Origin of the sequence: Pelagibius sp. (genome assembly GCF_028289705.1) — a bacterium.
In the GTDB taxonomy this organism is placed as follows: domain Bacteria; phylum Pseudomonadota; class Alphaproteobacteria; order Kiloniellales; family Kiloniellaceae; genus Pelagibius.
Genome location: NZ_JANQOI010000115.1, coordinates 1 through 18,678, shown reverse-complemented (window position 1 = coordinate 18,678; position 18,678 = coordinate 1). Strand labels below are relative to the sequence as shown.

At 66.9% G+C, this 18,678-nt stretch carries 18 protein-coding genes; 5 read left to right on the top strand and 13 right to left on the bottom strand.

Annotated elements, in window-relative coordinates; genetic code table 11:
- The 7 genes from Q0996_RS15265 to ccoN form a co-directional block, all read right to left on the bottom strand.
- A partial coding sequence (locus tag Q0996_RS15265; RefSeq protein WP_299621433.1) for a heavy metal translocating P-type ATPase occupies positions 1-2,033 on the bottom strand: 2,033 nt, incomplete at its 3' end.
- Positions 2,021-2,524, bottom strand: coding sequence for a FixH family protein (locus Q0996_RS15260; protein ID WP_299621431.1), 504 nt, complete (start codon positions 2,522-2,524; stop codon positions 2,021-2,023). The genes Q0996_RS15265 and Q0996_RS15260, both read right to left, overlap by 13 nt.
- A complete protein-coding gene (gene ccoG, locus Q0996_RS15255; protein ID WP_299621428.1) occupies positions 2,524-4,023 on the bottom strand; it encodes a cytochrome c oxidase accessory protein CcoG in 1,500 nt (499 codons plus the stop codon). The genes Q0996_RS15260 and ccoG overlap by 1 nt, the downstream gene beginning before the upstream one ends.
- A 38-nt stretch (positions 4,024-4,061) precedes the next feature.
- A complete protein-coding gene (ccoP, locus tag Q0996_RS15250) occupies positions 4,062-4,931 on the bottom strand; it encodes a cytochrome-c oxidase, cbb3-type subunit III (protein WP_299621426.1) in 870 nt (289 codons plus the stop codon).
- 2 nt (positions 4,932-4,933) lie between these two features.
- Complete coding sequence (locus Q0996_RS15245; RefSeq protein ID WP_299621423.1) at positions 4,934-5,083, bottom strand: cbb3-type cytochrome c oxidase subunit 3; 150 nt, start codon at positions 5,081-5,083, stop codon at positions 4,934-4,936.
- A 12-nt stretch (positions 5,084-5,095) separates the two neighbouring features.
- Complete coding sequence (ccoO, locus tag Q0996_RS15240; RefSeq protein WP_299621421.1) at positions 5,096-5,824, bottom strand: cytochrome-c oxidase, cbb3-type subunit II; 729 nt, start codon at positions 5,822-5,824, stop codon at positions 5,096-5,098.
- 9 nt (positions 5,825-5,833) lie between these two features.
- Positions 5,834-7,330, bottom strand: a complete 1,497-nt coding sequence (gene ccoN / locus Q0996_RS15235) for a cytochrome-c oxidase, cbb3-type subunit I (protein WP_322096720.1) — start codon at positions 7,328-7,330, stop codon at positions 5,834-5,836.
- Positions 7,331-7,946: 616 nt separating this feature from the next.
- On the opposite strand from ccoN, the gene Q0996_RS15230 reads away from it, so the two are divergent.
- Both Q0996_RS15230 and Q0996_RS15225 read left to right on the top strand, forming a co-directional pair.
- Positions 7,947-10,007 (top strand): S9 family peptidase, encoded by a 2,061-nt coding sequence (locus Q0996_RS15230; RefSeq protein ID WP_299621417.1) that lies wholly within the window; start codon positions 7,947-7,949, stop codon positions 10,005-10,007.
- 46 nt (positions 10,008-10,053) lie between these two features.
- Complete coding sequence (locus tag Q0996_RS15225; RefSeq protein ID WP_299621415.1) at positions 10,054-10,752, top strand: glutathione S-transferase family protein; 699 nt, start codon at positions 10,054-10,056, stop codon at positions 10,750-10,752.
- Between the two features lie 36 nt (positions 10,753-10,788).
- On the opposite strand, the gene Q0996_RS15220 is transcribed toward Q0996_RS15225, so the two are convergent.
- The 3 genes from Q0996_RS15220 to Q0996_RS15210 form a co-directional block, all read right to left on the bottom strand.
- Entirely contained in the window at positions 10,789-11,898 is a 1,110-nt protein-coding gene (locus Q0996_RS15220; RefSeq protein WP_299621413.1) for an anti-sigma factor, read from the bottom strand.
- Positions 11,895-12,404 (bottom strand): sigma-70 family RNA polymerase sigma factor, encoded by a 510-nt coding sequence (locus Q0996_RS15215; protein ID WP_299621411.1) that lies wholly within the window; start codon positions 12,402-12,404, stop codon positions 11,895-11,897. Before Q0996_RS15215 ends, Q0996_RS15220 begins: the two co-directional genes overlap by 4 nt.
- A 240-nt stretch (positions 12,405-12,644) precedes the next feature.
- Entirely contained in the window at positions 12,645-12,896 is a 252-nt protein-coding gene (locus tag Q0996_RS15210) for a hypothetical protein (RefSeq protein ID WP_299621408.1), read from the bottom strand.
- 521 nt (positions 12,897-13,417) lie between these two features.
- On the opposite strand from Q0996_RS15210, the gene Q0996_RS15205 reads away from it, so the two are divergent.
- Positions 13,418-13,729 (top strand): hypothetical protein, encoded by a 312-nt coding sequence (locus tag Q0996_RS15205; protein WP_299621405.1) that lies wholly within the window; start codon positions 13,418-13,420, stop codon positions 13,727-13,729.
- A gap of 48 nt (positions 13,730-13,777) precedes the next feature.
- On the opposite strand, the gene Q0996_RS15200 is transcribed toward Q0996_RS15205, so the two are convergent.
- The 3 genes from Q0996_RS15200 to Q0996_RS15190 all read right to left on the bottom strand — a co-directional run bounded on the left by Q0996_RS15200 (position 13,778) and on the right by Q0996_RS15190 (position 17,064).
- Positions 13,778-14,347, bottom strand: coding sequence for a VUT family protein (locus tag Q0996_RS15200; protein ID WP_299621402.1), 570 nt, complete (start codon positions 14,345-14,347; stop codon positions 13,778-13,780).
- 124 nt (positions 14,348-14,471) lie between these two features.
- Positions 14,472-15,647, bottom strand: coding sequence for a DUF1501 domain-containing protein (locus tag Q0996_RS15195; protein ID WP_299621398.1), 1,176 nt, complete (start codon positions 15,645-15,647; stop codon positions 14,472-14,474).
- 10 nt (positions 15,648-15,657) lie between these two features.
- The gene (locus Q0996_RS15190; RefSeq protein WP_299621395.1) at positions 15,658-17,064 is read right to left on the bottom strand and encodes a DUF1800 family protein; all 1,407 of its coding nucleotides are present in this window, start codon (positions 17,062-17,064) and stop codon (positions 15,658-15,660) included.
- A 208-nt stretch (positions 17,065-17,272) separates the two neighbouring features.
- Between Q0996_RS15190 and Q0996_RS15185 the strand changes: the two genes are divergently transcribed.
- Both Q0996_RS15185 and Q0996_RS15180 read left to right on the top strand, forming a co-directional pair.
- Positions 17,273-17,878: a hypothetical protein gene (locus Q0996_RS15185; protein ID WP_299621393.1), complete on the top strand. Its 606-nt coding sequence runs from the start codon at positions 17,273-17,275 to the stop codon at positions 17,876-17,878.
- 169 nt (positions 17,879-18,047) lie between these two features.
- The gene (locus Q0996_RS15180) at positions 18,048-18,521 is read left to right on the top strand and encodes a GcrA family cell cycle regulator (RefSeq protein WP_299621390.1); all 474 of its coding nucleotides are present in this window, start codon (positions 18,048-18,050) and stop codon (positions 18,519-18,521) included.
- Positions 18,522-18,678: the final 157 nt, after the last annotated feature.

Here is an 18,678-nt window from a genome sequence, read left to right as displayed (position 1 = left end):
GCCAGGGCCGGGGCGTCGTTGAGGCCGTCGCCGGTCATCGCCGCCTTGCGCCCCTCGGCGGCCGGCGCTTCCAGGCGGGCGATCTTGTCCGCCGGCCGGCAGTCGCCGTGCCAGACCGCGATGCCCAGGTCCTGCGCAAGTTGCTCCACCACCGGGCTGCGGTCGCCGGACAATAGTTCCACGGCGATGCCCCGCTTTTGGAGCTGCGCGATCACCTCGGCGGCGTCGGGGCGCGGGGCGTCGTGGAACACGAAGCGCTGCGGGGCGAGATCGTCGCCGCTCAGCCAGAGTTCCATGGCGGCGTCGGTCTCCGCGACGTCGTCTTCGACGCTCGGCCCGCACCAGCCGCGCCGGCCGAGGTGCAGGGCCTTGCCGTTGTGCAGGGTCGAGAGTCCGTCGCCCGGATGCTCCTGCACCTCGAGGGCCGGATGGGAAGCCGCGGGTGCCGCGCGGCAGAGGGCCCGGGCCAGGGGATGGCGGCTTTGACTTGCGACCGAAGCCGCCAAGGCGAGCAGCGCGGGATCGATCTCCTCCGCGTTCTGCAGGCTGGGCCGGCCGAGGGTGAGGGACCCGGTCTTGTCGAAGACGAAGGTGTCGACGGCGGCAAGACGCTCCAGGGCGTCGGCGGACTTGACCAGCACGCCCTGTTTCATCAGTCGCCCGACGGCGGCGACCTGGACTGCCGGGACCGCGAGACCCAGGGCGCAGGGGCAGGTGATGATGAGGACCGCGATGGCGTGGAGGAGGGCGATCTGCCAGGACTCGCTGGAGAGCCACAGCCAGCCGGCGAAGGTCGCGGCGGCCAGGATGTGGACCGCCGGGGCATAGAGCCGGGCCACCCGGTCGGCCAGCCGGACATAGCGGTCGCGGCCCTGCTCGGCGCTTTCCATGAGCCGCACGATCTCGGCCAGCAGGCTCGCCTCCGCCAGGGCGGTGACGGCGATGCGCAGGGCGCCGCCGCCGTTGACGGTTCCGGCATAGACCTCCGCACCTGCGTCCACCGCGCGCGGCAGGCTTTCGCCGGTCAGCAGGGAGGTGTCCACTTCGGAGCGGCCCTGCAGCACCTGGCCGTCCACCGGAATGCGCTCACCGGGCGCGACCACCACCGTCATGCCCAGCTCCAGGCGGGCGAGGGGCAGGGTCTGTAGGCTGCCGTCCGGTGCGAGGACTGTTGCCGCGGTGGCCTTGAGGGCGGTCAGGTTCTCGGCCGCCGAGCGGGCGCGGCCGCGCAGCCGCAGATCGAGGAAGCGCCCGATCAGGAGGAAGAACAGCAGCATCACCGAGGCGTCGAAGAACACCCGTTCGCCGCCGCGCATGGTTTCCGAAAGGCTCATCCCCGCGGCCAGCAGCACCGCCAGGGCGATGGGCACGTCCATGTTCATGTGCCCGCCGCGCACCGCGGCAAGGGCGGAGCGGAAGAAGGGGCGCCCGGCATAGGCCACCGCCGGCAGGGCGATTATGGCCGAGACCCAGTGCATCAGGGTGCGGGTGGCCGGCCCCATGTCGGCGGCCAGGCCGGACCACACCGAAACCGAGAGCAGCATCACGTTGGCGGCGGCGAAGCCGGCCACGGCCATGGCGCGCAGCAGTTCGCGTTCTTCCTCGACGGCGGCGCTTTGAAGCTGCTCCGGGTCCAGGGGCATGAGGCGGTAGCCGCGGGCGGCGACGGCGGCGAGCAGCGGCTCGGGCCCCGTCTTCGCTGGCTCCCAGCGCAGTTCCAGCCGGCGGGTGCTGAGGTTGACCCGCGCCTTCTTGAGGCCGGGCAGCTTCTCCACGGCGGACTCGATGCTGCGGATGCAAGCGGCGCAGTGCATGTTCTGCACGACAAGGGTCAGCGAGGCGGAGCCGTCGTCATGATGTCGCAACTGCTGGGCCACGTCGGCGGCGCCGAGCGGCGCCTCGGTCTCCGGTGCCAGTTCGGCCACCATGCCGCCGGGACAGCAGGTCATGCCCAGCCCCGGGCCGCCGGCCCGATGGCTCCTTGGGGCTTCGCGTGCTGCCGCCCCCGAAAGCTCGGACGCTACTTCAGCCATAGCCGCGTCTTCATCTCGAAGGCCGGCGCATCGCCCGGCGTATCCGGGCGGCGGGCCGAGAGATAGAGGTCCCAGTTGCCGCGCAGCGGCAGGCTGAGGTCGGTCTCGTATTCACCGCTTTGCCGCTCCTCGAACTGCAGGGTCTGGTCGAAGCCCTCATGGGTCGGCCGGCGCAGCACGGCGCTGACCGCCAGGCCCGTGAGGGCGATGCCCTGGCTGTCCTGCAGGGTGACCGTCAGACGTTCCGAGCCGTCGTCGAGGGCAGTCAGCGCGACGGCGCCCTGCCAGCCGAGATCGCGCTGCGCATCGCGCGCCGCCAGGGTCTCATTGTAGCGCAGACCCTTCTGGTAGGCGTTTTCCTCGGTGAGCCCGGTCCAGGTGTTCAGCGCCATATAGACGAAGATCGCGTTCACCAGGATGATCACGCCGAAGAAAGCGAGCATCCCGAACAGCACGTGCTTGCCGCGGATTTCCATGGTGGTCCACTGCATCACTGCGGCCCGCGGAAGACGGAGCCGTGGGTGATTGCGGAGCCGCTGTCGCGGTCGACCACGCGGAACTCCACATCCACGGCTGCATCTGTGAGCGTCTCGCGCGGCACGGTGGCAAAGACACGGAAGCTCGCCAGGGTGTCGGATTCGACGGTCAGCGCGTCCGGATCGGTGCCGGCGCCGACGACGGAAAGCTGCGCCCCGGGCAGTCCCTCCAGTTCCAGGCGGAAGGTGCGTTCGTGATGCGCCTTGTTGATGATCTTCACGGTAAAGCCGTTGCGGATCGAACCGTCGGAGAGGGTGACGAACAATGGGTTGCGGTCGTGCAGAATGTTGAGGTCGAGATCGGCCCGGGTGATCAGGGTGAACAGCATGATCAAGCCGACAAGGGCGATGAGTCCGCTGTAAACGACGGTGCGCAGGCGGATCAGCCGCAGCTTCGGTTTCTCACCGGCGCGCACGCGCTCGACATTGGCCAGGGTGCTGTAGGAGATGAGGTTGCGCGGCAGGCCCACCTTGTCCATCACCGAGTTGCAGGCGTCGATGCAGAGCCCGCAGGTGATGCATTCCAGTTGCTGGCCGTCACGGATGTCGATGCCCATGGGGCAGACAGCCACGCATTGGTTGCAGGCGACGCAGTCGCCGAGGTCGGTGGGATGGCTGTGCTTCTTGCGCGCGCCGCGCGGCTCGCCGCGGTCCTCGTCATAGGCGATGACCAGCGACTCCTCGTCCAACAGGCCGCCCTGGATGCGCGGCCAGGGGCACATGTAGGTGCAGACCTGCTCGCGCGCGAAACCGCCCAGCAGATAGGTGGTGAAGGTCAGCACGCCGATGGTGATGTAGGCCACCGGCGGTGCCTGGAAGGCCAGCAGGTCGCCCGCCAGGGTCGGCGCGTCGGCGAAGTAGAAAACCCAGGCGCCGCCGGTGCAGACCGCGATGATGATCCATGCGACCTGCGTCGCGACCTTGCGGACAACCTTCTCGGCACCCCAGGGCGCCTTGTCCATGCGGATGCGCGCCGCCCGGTCGCCCTGGATCAGGCGCTCCACGGCGATGAAGAGATCGGTCCAGACGGTCTGTGGGCAGGTGTAACCGCACCAGACCCGCCCGGCCAGGCTGGTGATCAGGAACAGCCCGATGGCGGCGAGGATCAGCAGGCCGGTGAGGTAGTAGACTTCCTGCGGCCAGATCTCGATGAAGAAGAAGTAGAAGCGCCGGCTCGGAAAGTCGATGAGTACCGCCTGGTCCGGGGCGTTCGGTCCGCGGTCCCAGCGGATCCAGGGGGTGAGATAATAGATGGAGAGGGTCACCGCCATGATGACCCACTTCCACCGCCGGAATGCGCCCCTGGCCAGCTTCGGATAGATCTTTATCCGCTTCTGGTAGAGGGAACGGCGTTCCTTCTTGTTGACCGGCTCGGCGTCGGAACGTTCGACGCCGGCCCCTGGTTCAGCCGTCACTCCCGCGGTGGTGTTCTCCACGACCGCCTGTTCGACCATGATCTCTCCTCATACCAAGGCTTCCCTTGGTCACCATGTCACTCACCGCCCCCGAGAGAGTGAACATAGATTGCCAGTTGCTTGATCGTCGCCTCGTCCAGACGGCCTGTCCAGGCCGGCATCATGCCGGCGCGGCTGTTGGCGATGGTGTCCACGACCGCGGCCTTGTCGCCGCCGTAGAGCCAGATCGCATCCGTCAGGTTCGGCGCCCCCAGTTCATAGTCGCCCTCGCCGCTTTCCATGTGGCAGGCGCTGCACTGCTCGGCGAAGGTGACTTCGCCGCGCGCCGCCGCCGCGGCGTCTTCCCCGCTGCCGGAGAGCGAGAGGACGTATTCGGCGACGTCGTTGATTTCCTCGGGCGTGAGGAGTTCGTCCCGCCCATAGGCCGGCATCTCGTTGAAGCGGGTCTCGTCGTGATCGGAGCGGATGCCGAAATGGATGGTGTGGCTGATGGCCTCCAGATCGCCGCCCCAGATCCAATCGTCGTCATTGAGGTTCGGATAGCCGACGAAGCCGGCCGCGCCGCTGCCGTGGCACTGGGAGCAGTTGACCGCGAAGGCTGATCCGCCGCCGGCCATGGCGAATTCCAAGAGTTCCTGATCGGCGACGATCTGCTCCAGGGAGGCCGCCTCGATCCGGTCGAGGAAGGCGCCCTGGGCTTCGCGCGCCTCGGCGACGCTTTTTGCCAACTGCGCGCGCGAGGAGTAGCCGATAAGGCCCGTGGTATGGCTGCTGATCAGCGGCCAGGCCGGCATCACGATCCAATAGGCCAGGGCCCAGAGGCAGGTGGCGTAGAAGGTCCAGAGCCACCAGCGCGGCAGCGGCGTGTTCAGTTCCTTGATGCCGTCCCACTCGTGCCCGGTGGTCTCGGTACCCGATATCTGATCGACTTCCTTGTTGTCAGCCACGATCAGTCCTCCTCCAGCGGCCGGCGCGCCGCCTCTTCGAATTTCTTCTTGTTCTTCGGCCAGAAGGCGTAGGCAAGCACGCCCAGGAACAGCACGAAGAGATAGACCAGTCCGTAGGTGGCGGCGAATTCCGCAACGCTTTCATAAGTCATTGCCGGCGCCTCCTAGCGGTAGTCCGCTTCGGGCTCGTAGGCCTCGAAGTCGACCAGGGTGCCCAGCATCTGCAGGTAGGCGATCATGGCGTCGAGCTCGCTCAGCACCGCGGGATTGCCGTCGAAGTCGGCGACCTTGGCGCCGGGATAGCGCTCCAACAGGGCGTCGGCCTCTTCCGTATCCGGGCTCACCTGGGCAAGCAGATCCGCCTCGGCCGCCTCGACCATTCCGTCGTCGTAGGGAACGCCGACGGCCCGGTTGGCGCGCAGATGGGCGGCCATGTCGGGGATGCGCAGGGGCGTCTCCGCCAGGTAGGGATAGCCCGGCATGATCGATTCCGGCACCACCGAGCGCGGGTTGTTCATGTGGGCCACGTGCCAGTCGTCGGAGTAGCGCCCGCCGACCCGCGCCAGATCCGGCCCGGTCCGCTTGGAGCCCCACTGGAAGGGATGGTCGTACATGCTCTCCGCCGCCAGGGAGTAGTGGCCGTAGCGTTCCTCCTCGTCGCGCAGCGGGCGGATCATCTGGCTGTGGCAGTTGTAGCAGCCCTCGCGGATGTAGATGTTCCGCCCGGCCAGCTCCAGAGGGCTGTAGGGGCGCATGCCCTTCACCTTCTCGATGGTGCTTTCCAGGTAGAACAGCGGTGCGATTTCCACCAGGCCGCCGATGGAGACCACCAGCAGGGTCAGCACCAGAAGCAGGATCGAGTTCTTTTCGATGACCGCGTGTTTGAAAGCCATGTTCGCCTCCTATTGCGCGGCCGCGGCCGGTGCCGGCTGCGGTGTGGTTGGAAGGCCGGCGACCTTTTCTTCTTTCAGGTCGCCACGGATCGTCCGCCAGCAGTTGTAGACCATGATCAGGGCACCAATCAGGTAGAGCGCACCGCCCAGGGCGCGGATCACGTAGAAGGGATGCATCTGCTCGACGGTCTCGACGAAGGAATACTCGAGGAAGCCCAGGCTGTCGTAGGAGCGCCACATCAGTCCCTGCAGGATGCCCGACACCCACATCGCGGTGATGTAGAGCACGATGCCGATGGTGGCGATCCAGAAGTGCAGGCTGACCAGGTTCAACGAGTAGAGCCGCTGGCGCTGCCAGAGCTTGGGTACCAGGTAGTAGATGGCGCCGAAGCTGACGAAGCCGACCCAGCCGAGCGCACCGGAGTGCACGTGGCCGACAGTCCAGTCTGTGTAGTGGCTGAGCGAGTTCACCGCCTTGATGGACATCACCGGCCCCTCGAAGGTGCTCATGCCGTAGAAGGCGACGGAGACCGCCAGCATGCGCAGGACCGGGTCGGTGCGCAGCTTGTCCCAGGCGCCCGATAGGGTCATCAGGCCGTTGATCATGCCGCCCCAGGAGGGCATCCAGAGCATGATCGAGAAGGTCATGCCGAGGGTCTGGGCCCAGTCGGGCAGCGCCGTGTAGTGCAGATGGTGCGGTCCGGCCCAGATGTAGAGGAAGATCAGCGACCAGAAGTGCACGATCGACAGGCGGTAGGAATAGACCGGCCGGTTCGCCTGCTTGGGCACGAAGTAATACATGATGCCCAGGAAGCCGGCAGTCAGGAAGAAGCCGACCGCGTTGTGGCCGTACCACCACTGGGTCAGGGCGTCCTGCACGCCGGCGAAGAGCTGGTAGCTCTTGGCCCCGGTGAGAGAGACCGGCAGCGCCAGGTTGTTGACGATGTGCAGCATCGCGATGGTCACGATGAAGGCGAGGTAGGACCAGTTGGCCACATAGATGTGCGGTTCTCGGCGCTTCATCAGGGTGCCGAGGAAGACCAGTAGATAGACCACCCAGACGATGGTCAGCCAGAGGTCCACGTACCACTCGGGCTCGGCGTATTCCTTGGACTGGGTGACGCCGAAGACATAGCCGCTGGCGGCCATGACGATGAAGAGCTGATAGCCCCAGAACACGAACCAGGGGGCCCACTCGCCGGCCAGGCGCGCATGGCAGGTGCGCTGGACGACGTGGAAGGAGGTGGCGAGCAGCACGTTGCCGCCGAAGGCGAAGATCACCGCCGAGGTGTGGACCGGGCGCAGGCGGCCGAAGGAGGTCCAGGGCAGGTCGAAGTTCAGCGCCGGATAGGCGAGCTGCAGGGCGATCACCAGGCCGGCCAGGAAGCCGACCACACCCCAGAACAGGGAGGCGATGCAGCCGGCGCGGACGACACCGTCGTTGTAGATGACGCCACCGTCCTCGCTGGCGATCGGATCGGCGCCGTCGTAGTGGCGCTTGATCATCCAGAAGACGCCGAGGGTACAGAAGGCGACGAAAAGGTAGCCATGACCGGCGATGACCGCGTCTTGTGCGTTGGCCACGAGGAAAAGGCCGAGAATGCCGCCCAGGGCCAGGACAAGACCCAGGCCAAAGGTGAGAGGAGAGGTAGCGGCTACCTCGCTCGCGTTGTTCATTGATTGCCCCAGTCTTGACGTGTTCTGGTGTCACCGGGGCTGCTGCTGGAACCGGCCTGTCGCGCCGCCTTGCCGCGGTTTTCGCGCGCAAGACGCCACAGACCGGTGGTTGCGGCTGCCCCTATCCAGCTTGTCATGCCAGTCTATACCAGCCTTGCCATTGATCCAGGTCAAAGCCACATAAAGCTGCGGCAACGCCTTGACGAAGCCCCGTGATTAGGGCGATTGCTTAGCCTTCGCCGGCAGGAAAGGCCATGCGGCAGAAGGCCGCGCGGAAAGGGGCCGATTCGTGTGGAACGGCACGGAGGGTCCAATTGCCGGCTGGAAGGGTCGCCGATCGGCGGGTTTCGGGCCGATATGTCGATATGCTAATCAAGTGAACAGGTGTTTCGTGCCCCCAGAAACCACCGAAATTCCGCGAACCTCGACCGCCAGTGCACCTCCGGTGGCCGCATGCAGGCCCGGGTCTCTCACCTTCCATGGCATCACCCGCGATGACCCCTATGCCTGGCTGCGGGCCGACAACTGGCGCGAGGTGATGTCCGACCCCGGTCTTCTGGACGGCGATATCCGGGCCTACCTGGAAGCGGAAAACGCCTTCACCAAGGCCGGCATGGCGGCGACCGAAGGTCTGCAGGAGGCGCTCTTTGCCGAGATGAAGGGCCGCCTGAAGGAAGACGACAGCTCGGTGCCCAGCCCTGACGGCACCTTTGCTTACTATCACCGCTATGAAATCGGCGGCCAGCATCCGGTCTTTTGCCGCAAGTCGCTGGAGGACGAGGCCGAGGAGATCCTGCTGGATGGTAACCGCGAGGCCCAGGGCGAGGCCTTCTTCCGGGTAATCGCCTGCGAGCACAGCCCCGATCACCGCTATCTCGCCTATGCCGCCGACCGCAACGGCTCGGAACAATACGTCATCAACGTCAAGGACCTCGACAGCGGCGCGCAGTTGGCGGACAGCATCGGCGGGGCTCAGGGCTCCATCGCCTGGGCGAACGATGGCAAGACCCTGTTCTACGTGACGTTGGACGCCGAGCATCGCCCCTCGAAGGTCTTCCGCCACCGTCTCGGCAGCGATCCCAAAGAGGACGTGCTGGTTTACGCCGAACCCGACCCCGGGTTCTTTATCGGTCTCGGCGTCAGCGAGAGCCGGCGCTTCATCATCATCTCCGCCCACGACCACACCACCTCGGAGGTGCGGGTGATCCCGGCGGACCGTCCGGAGGAGGAGGCGCGCCTCATCGCGCCGCGCGACAGCGGCGTGGAGTACGAGGTGAGCGACCAGGGCGAGCGCTTTCTGATCCTGACCAATGCCGACGGCGCCATCGATTTCAAGATCGTCGAGGCGCCGATCGACAAGCCGGGACGGGCGGCCTGGCGCGACCTGGTGCCGCACCGGCCGGGGCGGCTGATCTTGAGCCTGCTGGTGTTCAAGAACCATATGGTGCGTCTGGAGCGCGAAGAGGGGCTGCCTCGGGCCGTCGTGACGGCGCTTGCCGACGGTAGCGAGCACGCGGTTGCCTTTGACGAGGAGGCCTACGCCCTGGGGCTGGTGCCGGGCTATCTCTACGACACCACGACCCTGCGGTTCAGCTACAGCTCGCTGACCACGCCGACGCGGATCTACGACTACGACATGGAGACTCGCGAGCGGGAACTGCTGAAAGAGCAGGAGATCCCCAGCGGGCACAATCCGCAGGACTACGAGAGCCGGCGCCTGCTTGCCAGCGGGCACGACGGCGTGGACATCCCGATCTCCCTGGTGCACCACAAATCGACGCCCCTCGACGGCTCGGCGCCGCTGCTGCTTTACGGCTATGGGGCTTACGGACACGCGATCCCGGCCGGCTTCTCCACCAACCGCTTCAGCCTCATCGACCGCGGCTTCATCTACGCCATCGCCCATGTGCGCGGCGGCACCGACAAGGGCTATAGCTGGTATCTGGACGGCAAGCTCGAGAAGAAGCGCAACAGCTTCCTCGACTTCATCGCGGCGGGCGAGGCCCTCGTTCAGCAGGGTTTGACCCGCAAGGGACGCATCGTCGCCCACGGCGGTTCGGCCGGCGGGCTTCTGGTCGGCGCGGCGGTCAACCTGCGCCCCGATCTCTTCGGGGGCGTGATCGCGGAGGTGCCCTTCGTCGATGTGCTGACCACCATGTGCGACAAGGAACTGCCGCTGACGCCACCGGAGTGGCCGGAGTGGGGCAACCCCATCGAAGACCGGCAGGCCTATGAGACCATTGCCGCCTACTCGCCCTACGACAACGTGGAGGCCAAGGCCTATCCGCCGATGCTGGTGACGGCGGGCCTGACGGATCCGCGGGTCACCTATTGGGAACCGGCGAAGTGGGTGGCCAAGCTGAGGGCCGTGAAGACCGGCGATGCGCCGCTGTTCCTGAAAACCAACATGTCCGCCGGCCACGGCGGGGCCGCGGGGCGCTTCGACAAGCTGATCGAGGTGGCGCTGGCCTACAGCTTCGCCCTGATGGTCACCGGCAAGGCATGACCGGCTGGGGCTAGCCATCTTCAGGAATCGAGGTTGGGGGAGGGGAATGACTCTGAGACTGTACGACCTGGCCGGCGCGGATCCACAGATCCGCTTCAGCCCCTATTGCTGGCGGACCAAGATGGCGCTGGCCCACAAGGGACTGACGGTCGAGACCATTCCCTGGCGCTTTACCGAGAAAGCGGCCATCGCCTTCTCCGGCCAGGAGCGGGTTCCCGTTCTGATGGACGGGGACAAGACAGTCACGGATTCCTGGACCATCGCCCTCTATCTCGACGAGGCCTATCCGGACAGCCCGGCGCTCTTCGCCAGCGCGGAGGCCCGGGCGGCCGGGTTCTTCATCAAGCGCTGGTCCGAAACCCAGCTTCATCCGGCGCTGGTTCGCCTCATTGTCGCCGACATCGTGCAGATCCTGGACCCGGCCGACCGGGAGTACTTCCGGCAAAGCCGGGAAGCCTCGTTGGGCGTGGGGCTGGAGGACTACTGCCGCGACCGCGAGGCAAATCTCAAGGCCCTGGATGCCTGCCTGGTCCCGCTGCGCTCCAGCCTGAAGGCGACCGGCTTTCTGGGCGGCGAGGCGCCGAACTTCGCCGACTACGCGGTCTTCGGCGCGTTCCAATGGGCGCGCTGCTCGGCGCGCGGGGACCTGCTGGCGGACGACGATCCCGTCGCCCTCTGGTTCGAGAAGCTCTCTGAACTTTACGGCGGCCTTGCCGCCGGCGCACCGCGCGCATACGCCGCGTAGGTTCGACGGCCCAGAAGCTGAACGGAGCGGGACGGTTCAGGTTTCTTTCGGGCTGCTGCCGGGTTCGGGCAGTGGGCTCGGCAGAGGCTTGAGCGGCAGCAGTTCCGGCTTTGCCGGCTGGGGGTCGCCCAGGGCATCCGCCGGCCCGGCCTTTTCCGCGGCGCCCGGCAGGTTCGGTGCCGACTCCCCGTCGATCTCCAAGACCGCCTCGGGCAGGACGGTCGGCCTCGGAGTCTCTGGGCCGCTGTCGGGCGCGAGAGTCTCGGCACTGGCGCCGGCGTCGTCGCGCTGCAACTCCTCGCCGATGACTTCGGCGATCTCCAGCAGGCGGTCCTGGTCCATGGTTCCGATCAGGCTGTAAGCCAGTTGGCCGCTTTGCCAGAAGAATTGCGAAACCTTGCCCTCGCGGCGAAAGGTGAAGCTGGTGTCGACCGGCGCCCGGGCGGCGCGCATGTAAAGGGTGATACGCTGTCCGCCATCGTCCTGGTAGAGCAACTGGGCCGCGGGCTGACCATAGGCCGTGGCGATGACCCGGTCCGCCACGAGACGGAAGCCGAGCCCCTCCAGATCCGGCACCTTCAGGAGCGCGCCGTCGGGTTGTTTGGAAAGCCAGGCAACGACCTGACGCCCGCTGACATCGTTCTCGCCGGTTGCCGCAATCTGAGGGCCGGCGAGGCGCGCGTGGGCTTCGAGGGCCTGGCGGGTGAAGGCGACCAGCGGATCGTCGCGCTGGACCCCCTGATCGTAGGCGAACCACCCCGCGCCGCCGGCCGTCAGGAGCAGCGCCAGACCGGCGGCCATCTGTCGATAGGAAAACCGCCGCTGGTCCGGCCTCGCTTGCACGCTGTCCTGCAGCTTCTGATCCAGCGCAGCGGCCAGGCCGGCCATTTGCGGCGGCAGGTCGGAAAGATCGTCGCGCCGGTCTTGCGGGTCGAACAGCCCGTGCAGGCCGATGTTCTGTTTGCGGTAGGCGGCCAGACGCTCGGCCTCGGCGGGATGACTCGCCAAGTAACTCTCGATGCGGGCGCGCTCGGCGCCCGCGAGCTGACCGTCGACATAAGCCTGCAGGTCGTCTTCGGTGACGCAGTTGTCGTTGCCGGGGTCCCGGGGGCTGCCCTCGGGAGGATCGTTCCCAACAGGGGTCATTGCACCTTCCGCAGGTTGGCCATCGGCGCACCGTTCATCATCCGACGCAGCGCTTCGCGGCCGCGCGACAGACGGGACATCACGGTGCCGATGGGCACGTCCAGCACTGCTGCGGCATCCTTATAGGCCATGCCCTCGTAGCCGACCAGCAGCACCGTTTGACGTTGTTCCTCCGGCAGTTTCTCCAAGGCCTCGGCGAGATCGCGCAGCGCCAGCCGGTCGGGCTGCGGCGCCGGGCGGGCCAGCCGGGTCTCGAAGAAGTCTTCGGCCAGGCTGTAGCTCCAGCGCTGGCGTTCGTTCAGGCGGTCGACATGGGCATTGTGCAGGATGGTGAAGAGATAGGCTCTGAGATTGCGGATGTCGGCGCGCTTCTGGCATCTGGCCAGCGCGCGGCTGAGGCATTCCTGCACCAGGTCGTCGGCGTCTGACGGATCGCCGGTCAAGGCCCGCGCATAGCGCCTGAGGCTCGGGATGTACTCCAGGACAGAGGGGTCTGTTTCGGCCACGCCTTCTACCTCCTTGCTGATCACGCTCGGCAGGTCTCGGGTTCTCTTGTCGGTTTGTCCCGCCCGATTGGCTTGAACGTAGGTCTGGGCCGAAGGGCTGTCCTGGATCTTTAACGGGACCGATTTATGGCGAATTGTGGCGCAAAAGGACGCGGATCCGGCGGAATTCAGCCGCCGGACCGTTGTCCGCCCGCGGGCGAGGGCTATGACGCCGCAACGTGCGCCCGCGCGCACCATGGCTTACTGGGTGCCTTCGCTTTGCACAGGAACGCCGTCCTGTGGTGCGTCCTCGGTGACATTCGGCTGGGCGGGGATCGCGCTGGGCACGGCCTCCGTACCGCCGGTGGTCGCGGGCTCCGCCGGCACCGCACCCTGCTGTTGGATGGGCGCGGTGACGCCGTCGCCACTGTCGGCCTGTTGCTGATCGCAGGCCGACAGCGCGAACGCCAGCGCTGCGGCCCCGAGAGTGGTTGCAAGAACGGATTTGTTCATCGGTCAATCCTCCGATTGCACTGCGGTTGGCCAGGGGTGGTGCTGCTGTGAGGGGGCTTTCGCAGTCCGTCCCTTGGCCGGGGCGGCGGCCGGTGCCTTGGGGAGAGAGCTGCACCGGCCGCCTACGGGCTGTGAGGGAAGGGCACCGCCCGCGTTCATTGTGTTCAACGCTCCCTTCATGCTGAGCGCGGCTGGCCGGACCCCAGGCAGGGGTTCCGGCGCGCCCGCTCCTGCCCAGGTCCCGCCCTGACACCCCCGAGGCGATGCCTCCTTCGAAGTCCGACTCCGCTTCCGGTCCGGCTGGGACCGGCGGACCCGGGCAACAGAGGAGGCAACGGGACGAAAGCAGTTCAACTTTCAGACCCTCTGGTCCGGCGTTTATTCCCGGTCACAGCGCCTGACGGATGCGCCCGTCCGCTGTCCTGCACGGCCTGCCGGCGGGCTTTTGAGCCAAGTCAAGGCAGGCGGCAGGAAAGCCGGGAAGACTCGCAGACAACTTCGGTCAATCGAGGAGAGTCGGAATGATTCGCTGCATGGTCCGGCGGACGGCACAGATCGCGGCCTTGGCTGCCTGCCTGCTCTACGCGGCCGCGCCCACGGCGCTGGCGCTGCAAGAAGAATGGGGTCCCGTACTGACCGACCAGATGCTGGTGGAATACGGCTGTGACGTTGCGTTTTTCAGCCAAGTCGCAGAGCGGGATGTGAACGGCGACGTCATCGTGATTGCGAAGGTCCACTGCGTCGACAAGCGCACCTTCGACGCCTACCGCCCGGGGTCCTTCGAGGTCTTCGAGATCCATCCCTGCGAGAATCCGGAAAACCGCGTCTGCTGACGCACCCCTACCCCTTGCGCGGGAGCGCGGGCGGCAACCGGTTCGGCGTTAGTCGGAGAGGGCCGCCCTGGCGCCGCGATTGCCGAGCGCGGGAAGCAGCGGCATCAGCAGGCGGAACGGCAGCAGCAGGAAGGCGGTCATCGCCATCTTCACCGCAAAGTCGCCCAGCGCCCAGGTGACCCAGGGCAGGCCTGTGGCGGCGAAGGCAATGGACCAGAACAGCGCCGTGTCGACCACCGAGCCGATGGTCGAAGACACCAGCGGCGCCCGCCACCAGAGGCCGGCCCGCAGTCGGTTGAAGACCGCCACGTCGAGGAGCTGCGCCACCAGGAAGGCAGAGCCCGAGGCGATGGCGATTCTGGGCGTGGCAAGCCAGAGGGACAGCACCACGGCCAGAGCGAAGCCGGCGCAGATCACCAGCCGCGCGGCCTTCGGCCCCATGGAGCGGTTGGTCAGGTCGGTCACCAGAAAGGCCACGGGATAGGAGAAGGCCGCCCAGGTGAGCCAGTCGTTGATGGCGAACTGAACGAGATAGTTCGACAGCGCGACGATGGCGGCCATTGCGGCGACGCCCGCAATGATCCCTGCCGGGCTGAGTGTCTGGCGTATCTGGTTCATGCCGGTCTGTGCTGTGTGCTTGTCGTTTGGGGGGCCAAGGCCCGCCAGGGGCGGTTTCCTAGCAGACGGTTACGCACAAAGCCAGCCCCTTTGCCTCAGGTCCCGCGCGGCCCGGCGGGGCCTGCTAGGCGAAGACGGTGAGGGGCCTGTGGCCGCCGAAGGCCCCGGGGCTGGCGGGCAGGCCGAGGAAGCCCTGGGCGGCGGTGGCGTAGAGCTGGCGGAAGTGGACGCTGTGGCGCAGGTCGCCGCCTTCCAGGTCGCCGAGCGAGGGTTGCCGGCCATAGAGGCCGCCGCTCACCGACCCGCCCATCAGGAAATGCGGGGCCGCCGTGCCGTGGTCCGTGCCGCCGCTTGCGTTCTCCTGCACCCGGCGGCCGAACTCCGCATAGGTCATCACCAGGCAACGCTGCCAGGCGCCGGCCTCCAAGAGCGCGCGGCGGAAGGCGGAGAGGCACGCCGCCAGATCGCCCAGCAGGCGCGGGTGCTGCCCGGCCTGTCCGGCGTGGGTGTCGTAGCCGCCCTGCTGGACCTTGATCACCGCCGCGGGGGCCGCGCTGGCGATCAGGGTGGCGGCAAGCTGCAGTTGCCGACCGAGGGCTGTCTTCGGGAAGTCGGTCTTCAGAGGTGCCGCCGCGGCGAGCTTGGCCTCGATCCGGCCGGAGGCGGCCTGGGCCTGACGGCGCACCGCGAGAATGTGGTCCAGGGCCGGATTGGGGCTCTGTGCGCCCTTGCCGTCCAGCAGGCGCGCGGCGGCCTTCAGTTGCCGCTGGTCTTTCATGACAAGCGTGGTCAGCCCCGTGCCGGCCAGGGGTCCTGCCGGACCGCCGAGGACAACACCCAGGTCGCCCAGCCCCGGCGGCAGACCGCCGGCCTCCATGACCGCGCGCTGCAGCCAGCCGTCCCGCAGGGTCTCGTCGCTGGCCGATGCGGTGTTCCAGATCTCGATCGAGCGGAAGTGGGACCGGTTGGGCCGGGGGTAGCCGACGCCGAGGACGGCGGCCAGGTCCCCCGCCTCCCAGGCCGCCATCAGCGGTTCGAGGGCGGGGTTCAGGCCCAGGCTCTCGTCGAGCTGCAGCACGCGGTCGCGTTCGACGGCAAGCCTGGGCCGTGCGCGGTAATAGCCCGGATCGCCGTAGGGCACGACGCTGTTGAGGCCGTCGTTGCCACCGCCCAGTTCGAGGAGGACCAGGGTTCTTGAAGAACCCGGCTCTTCGCCGGCCGCAGCCCGGCTGAGGGGGCTCCAGCCCAAGGGGAGCGCCAAGGCACTGGCCAGCAGGTGTCGGCGGTTCATGCAAGCCATGGCCGGGCTCCTACTTCACCTGGTAGGCGGGATCGCTGAGAAGCTGGCGCACCTGAGCGCCGCTGGCCCGAAGATCGAGGACTTCCACATCGACGGCCGGCACGGCGAGCAGCAGCAGGCTGACAGACTCGGCGCTTTGCCAGGTTGCGGGCAGGCCGTCCACCCAGGCATCGAACAGCCGCGCCCGTCCCGCCCTGCCGGTTGAGGACGCGTCCTGCATAGCCGATCTCTGCATCGTCGCCCGGGCCTTGCCGCCGGTCACCCGCGCCAGCAGGGCCTGGCGGTCCAGCAGGCTTGCCGTGGTGATCCAATCGCTGCCGCCCGGCCAGCCCTTCACGTTGGGCGGATCGAAGAGATCCTGGCCGAGACGGCGGGAAAGGCGCGCCAGGTCGCCATAGTCCTCGACCGGCAGGTCGAACAGCCGCAGCGTGCCGACGAGCAGGTCGACCGGGGACTTGATCAGGCGGCCCCGGTTCTCCGCTGCCCAGAACGCATCGCTGGTGAAGATTGCGGCGAGCAGGGGCTTGATCTCGTAGCCGGCCTCGCGAAACAGCCTCGCCAGGCGCTGCACCTCTGCAGGCTCCGGTGTTTCCGAGACGAATGTGCGCCACAGCTTTTCAACCACGAACGCGGCGGTGCGCGGATGATCCAGCAGCAGCGCGATCACATCCTCGCCGTCAAAGCGCCCGCGCTGACCCAAGACCGTCTTCTCACCACCGTCGTGCCATCCCTCGCGCAGGTGGAAGGCGCCGCTCTGGCGGTCGAGGCTCCAGCCGGTGAAGGCGCGCGCGGCGTCCTTCACATCGGCTTCCCCAAAGTGGCCCTCGCCCAGGGTGAAGAGTTCGAAGAGCTCGCGGGCGAAGTTCTCGTTGGGGGCGTCTTTCTTGCTGCGCGCGCCGTCGAGGTAGACCAGCATGGCCGGATCGCGGGCGACGGCGTGCAGCAGCCGGGCGAAGTTGCCCAGGGCCTCCTTTCGGAACAGAACGTTTTGCCGGTAAAGCAGCACCGGCGCCTTCACCTTGCGCAGGCTGGAGGTGAAGTGGTTGTGCCAGAACAGCGTCATGACCTCGGTCAGCGGTGCGGGGCTGGTGGCCATCTCCCGCATCCACCAGCCTTTCAGCTCCAGGCCGCGCTCCCGGTTCTGCCGGCGCAGCAAACGCCGCTCTTCGCTGGACAGATCCTCCAGGCGCGGCGGCCGCCAGCCGACGGTCCAGGGCGGCGCCGGGGCCCGCGCTTCGCTGCCGGCCTCGCGCAGCAGCCGTTCCACCGCCTCGGTGCGGGAAAGGGGCTCGAATGCTGCGATCTCTGCCGGTTCGGCGGCAAAGCCGCTGCGCACCAGCAGATGCCGTGCCTCCTCTCGGGTGAGGGCGCCGGCCGCCGACGGCAGCAACAGGACCGCCAGAAAAAGCGGCAACACGAAATGGAGGAGAGTCGGAGGGGCAGCCTGCTGTCGGGCGCGGCAAGACGGCGCTTCTAGGACAAATTTCATGAACCGGGGGTCCCGCACCGGGATTTGGGCCGAGTTATCCTCATCTTACGCCCTTTGCCTGTCTTTCATCCCCTGTGACCGATGGTCTAGGCTCCTGCCGCATTGGCCGTCGTTTCGTCAGTGGGGGGAGTAGTTTTTGCCGTTCCGCCAAGTTCGGGCAACCTTTCGCAACCTCTTGTCTGTTTCCGTTCTTCTCGTTGCCTTCGCCTCGATCCCGGTTTGGGCGCCAGCCCTTGCCGAGAACCTTGCGCTTCCGCCGGCGGCCTTCAAGGCCCTGCCGGAAGGAACGGCCATGGTCTGGGAAAACATGGATACCGGCGAGCGGATCGAAAGCGTCGTCGGCCAGACACGGGGGCAGATCGTCAGTTGGATCTGGAAAGGCCGGAATTTTTCCTCCTGGGGACACGTCTGTATTGATTGTGTGGCCGCCGGAATCCCTCCCGACGGGGGAACCTTGGGGTTTCTATACCCGCTGGAGGTGGGAAAGACGGTCAAATTTTCCCGCGTTTGGGGCGGACAGACCTGGCGGGACGAAATCACGGTCTCCGGGACGGAGCGCATCGAGGTCCCCGCGGGCACCTTCGATACCTTCGTTCTGTTGCGCCAATCGCAACAGGAGGGCAGCGACTGGCGGGCCGAGCAGCGCAGTTGGTACGCGCCCGATCTCGGTTGGGTTGTCCGATTCGAAGGCTTTAACAACCGTGGCACGGGGGAACGCTGGCAGGCGGTGCAATTCGACTAGAGGGTGAATAAGGATCGATCCTGGGAAACGAACCCACAGAAAACCGCGGTTTTCCACAGTTCCCGCTCTGGACAGGGTCAAAAACTCCCGTATATTGTGCTGCTAAATGTGTGAGTTACGACATATAGTATAGACCGCAAGATATAGAGAATAGGCTAGAGGCAATCCCATGACTTGGACAGAAGAACGTGTCGCCGAACTCATGCGGCTGTGGGAAGCCGGGCGAAGTGCTTCGGAGATTGGCCGGCTGCTGGGGGTATCGAAGAATTCCGTGGTGGGCAAAGCCCACCGCATGAAGCTCGCGGCCCGGCCGTCGCCCATCAAGCGCGGCGGACGCAGCGCAACCCCGCGCCGCCCTGCGGCAACGCCGGCACCCAAGCCGATCCTGCGCGCCGATACGCAGCCGAAGATCAAGAAGATCATCGCGCCTGCGCCAGCGGCGGCGCCGGAGCGGCGGCCCGCGCCGGCGGTGCGGCGGGCCAGCGGCAAGGGCCCCAATTGTTTGTGGCCTATCGGCGATCCGGGCGACGCCGACTTTCACTTCTGCGGCGCGCCGGCGGTTCCCGGCAAGCCCTACTGCGCCGAGCACTGCGCGCGCGCCTACATCGTGCGCAGCAACCGCTCGGACTCCGAGGCGGCCTGAGTTCGCAGTGCTGTGGGGACCGGGCGGTCCCCGCAACCTGCCTTTCAGGGAAGCGTATTAGGGCCTGTTGAGATTCATTTCGCCGTCGTGGCGGGAGCAGATATTCGCCAGGGTTAGGAGCGGGCGGCGCCGTGGGGTGGTCCCCCACAAGGCGTCC

Excerpts from the sequence above, each read along its gene's own strand:
- ccoN (WP_322096720.1), bottom strand. The coding sequence starts at position 7,330 with ATGATCAAGCGCCACTACGACGGCGCCGATCCGATCGCCAGCGAGGAC.
- Q0996_RS15260 (WP_299621431.1), bottom strand. The coding sequence starts at position 2,524 with ATGCAGTGGACCACCATGGAAATCCGCGGCAAGCACGTGCTGTTCGGG.
- Q0996_RS15200 (WP_299621402.1), bottom strand. The coding sequence starts at position 14,347 with ATGAACCAGATACGCCAGACACTCAGCCCGGCAGGGATCATTGCGGGC.
- Q0996_RS15210 (WP_299621408.1), bottom strand. The coding sequence starts at position 12,896 with ATGAACAAATCCGTTCTTGCAACCACTCTCGGGGCCGCAGCGCTGGCG.
- Q0996_RS15195 (WP_299621398.1), bottom strand. The coding sequence starts at position 15,647 with ATGGCTTGCATGAACCGCCGACACCTGCTGGCCAGTGCCTTGGCGCTC.
- Q0996_RS15180 (WP_299621390.1), top strand. The coding sequence starts at position 18,048 with ATGACTTGGACAGAAGAACGTGTCGCCGAACTCATGCGGCTGTGGGAA.
- ccoG (WP_299621428.1), bottom strand. The coding sequence starts at position 4,023 with ATGGTCGAACAGGCGGTCGTGGAGAACACCACCGCGGGAGTGACGGCT.
- Q0996_RS15225 (WP_299621415.1), top strand. The coding sequence starts at position 10,054 with ATGACTCTGAGACTGTACGACCTGGCCGGCGCGGATCCACAGATCCGC.
- ccoO (WP_299621421.1), bottom strand. The coding sequence starts at position 5,824 with ATGGCTTTCAAACACGCGGTCATCGAAAAGAACTCGATCCTGCTTCTG.
- Q0996_RS15245 (WP_299621423.1), bottom strand. The coding sequence starts at position 5,083 with ATGACTTATGAAAGCGTTGCGGAATTCGCCGCCACCTACGGACTGGTC.
- Q0996_RS15205 (WP_299621405.1), top strand. The coding sequence starts at position 13,418 with ATGATTCGCTGCATGGTCCGGCGGACGGCACAGATCGCGGCCTTGGCT.
- Q0996_RS15220 (WP_299621413.1), bottom strand. The coding sequence starts at position 11,898 with ATGACCCCTGTTGGGAACGATCCTCCCGAGGGCAGCCCCCGGGACCCC.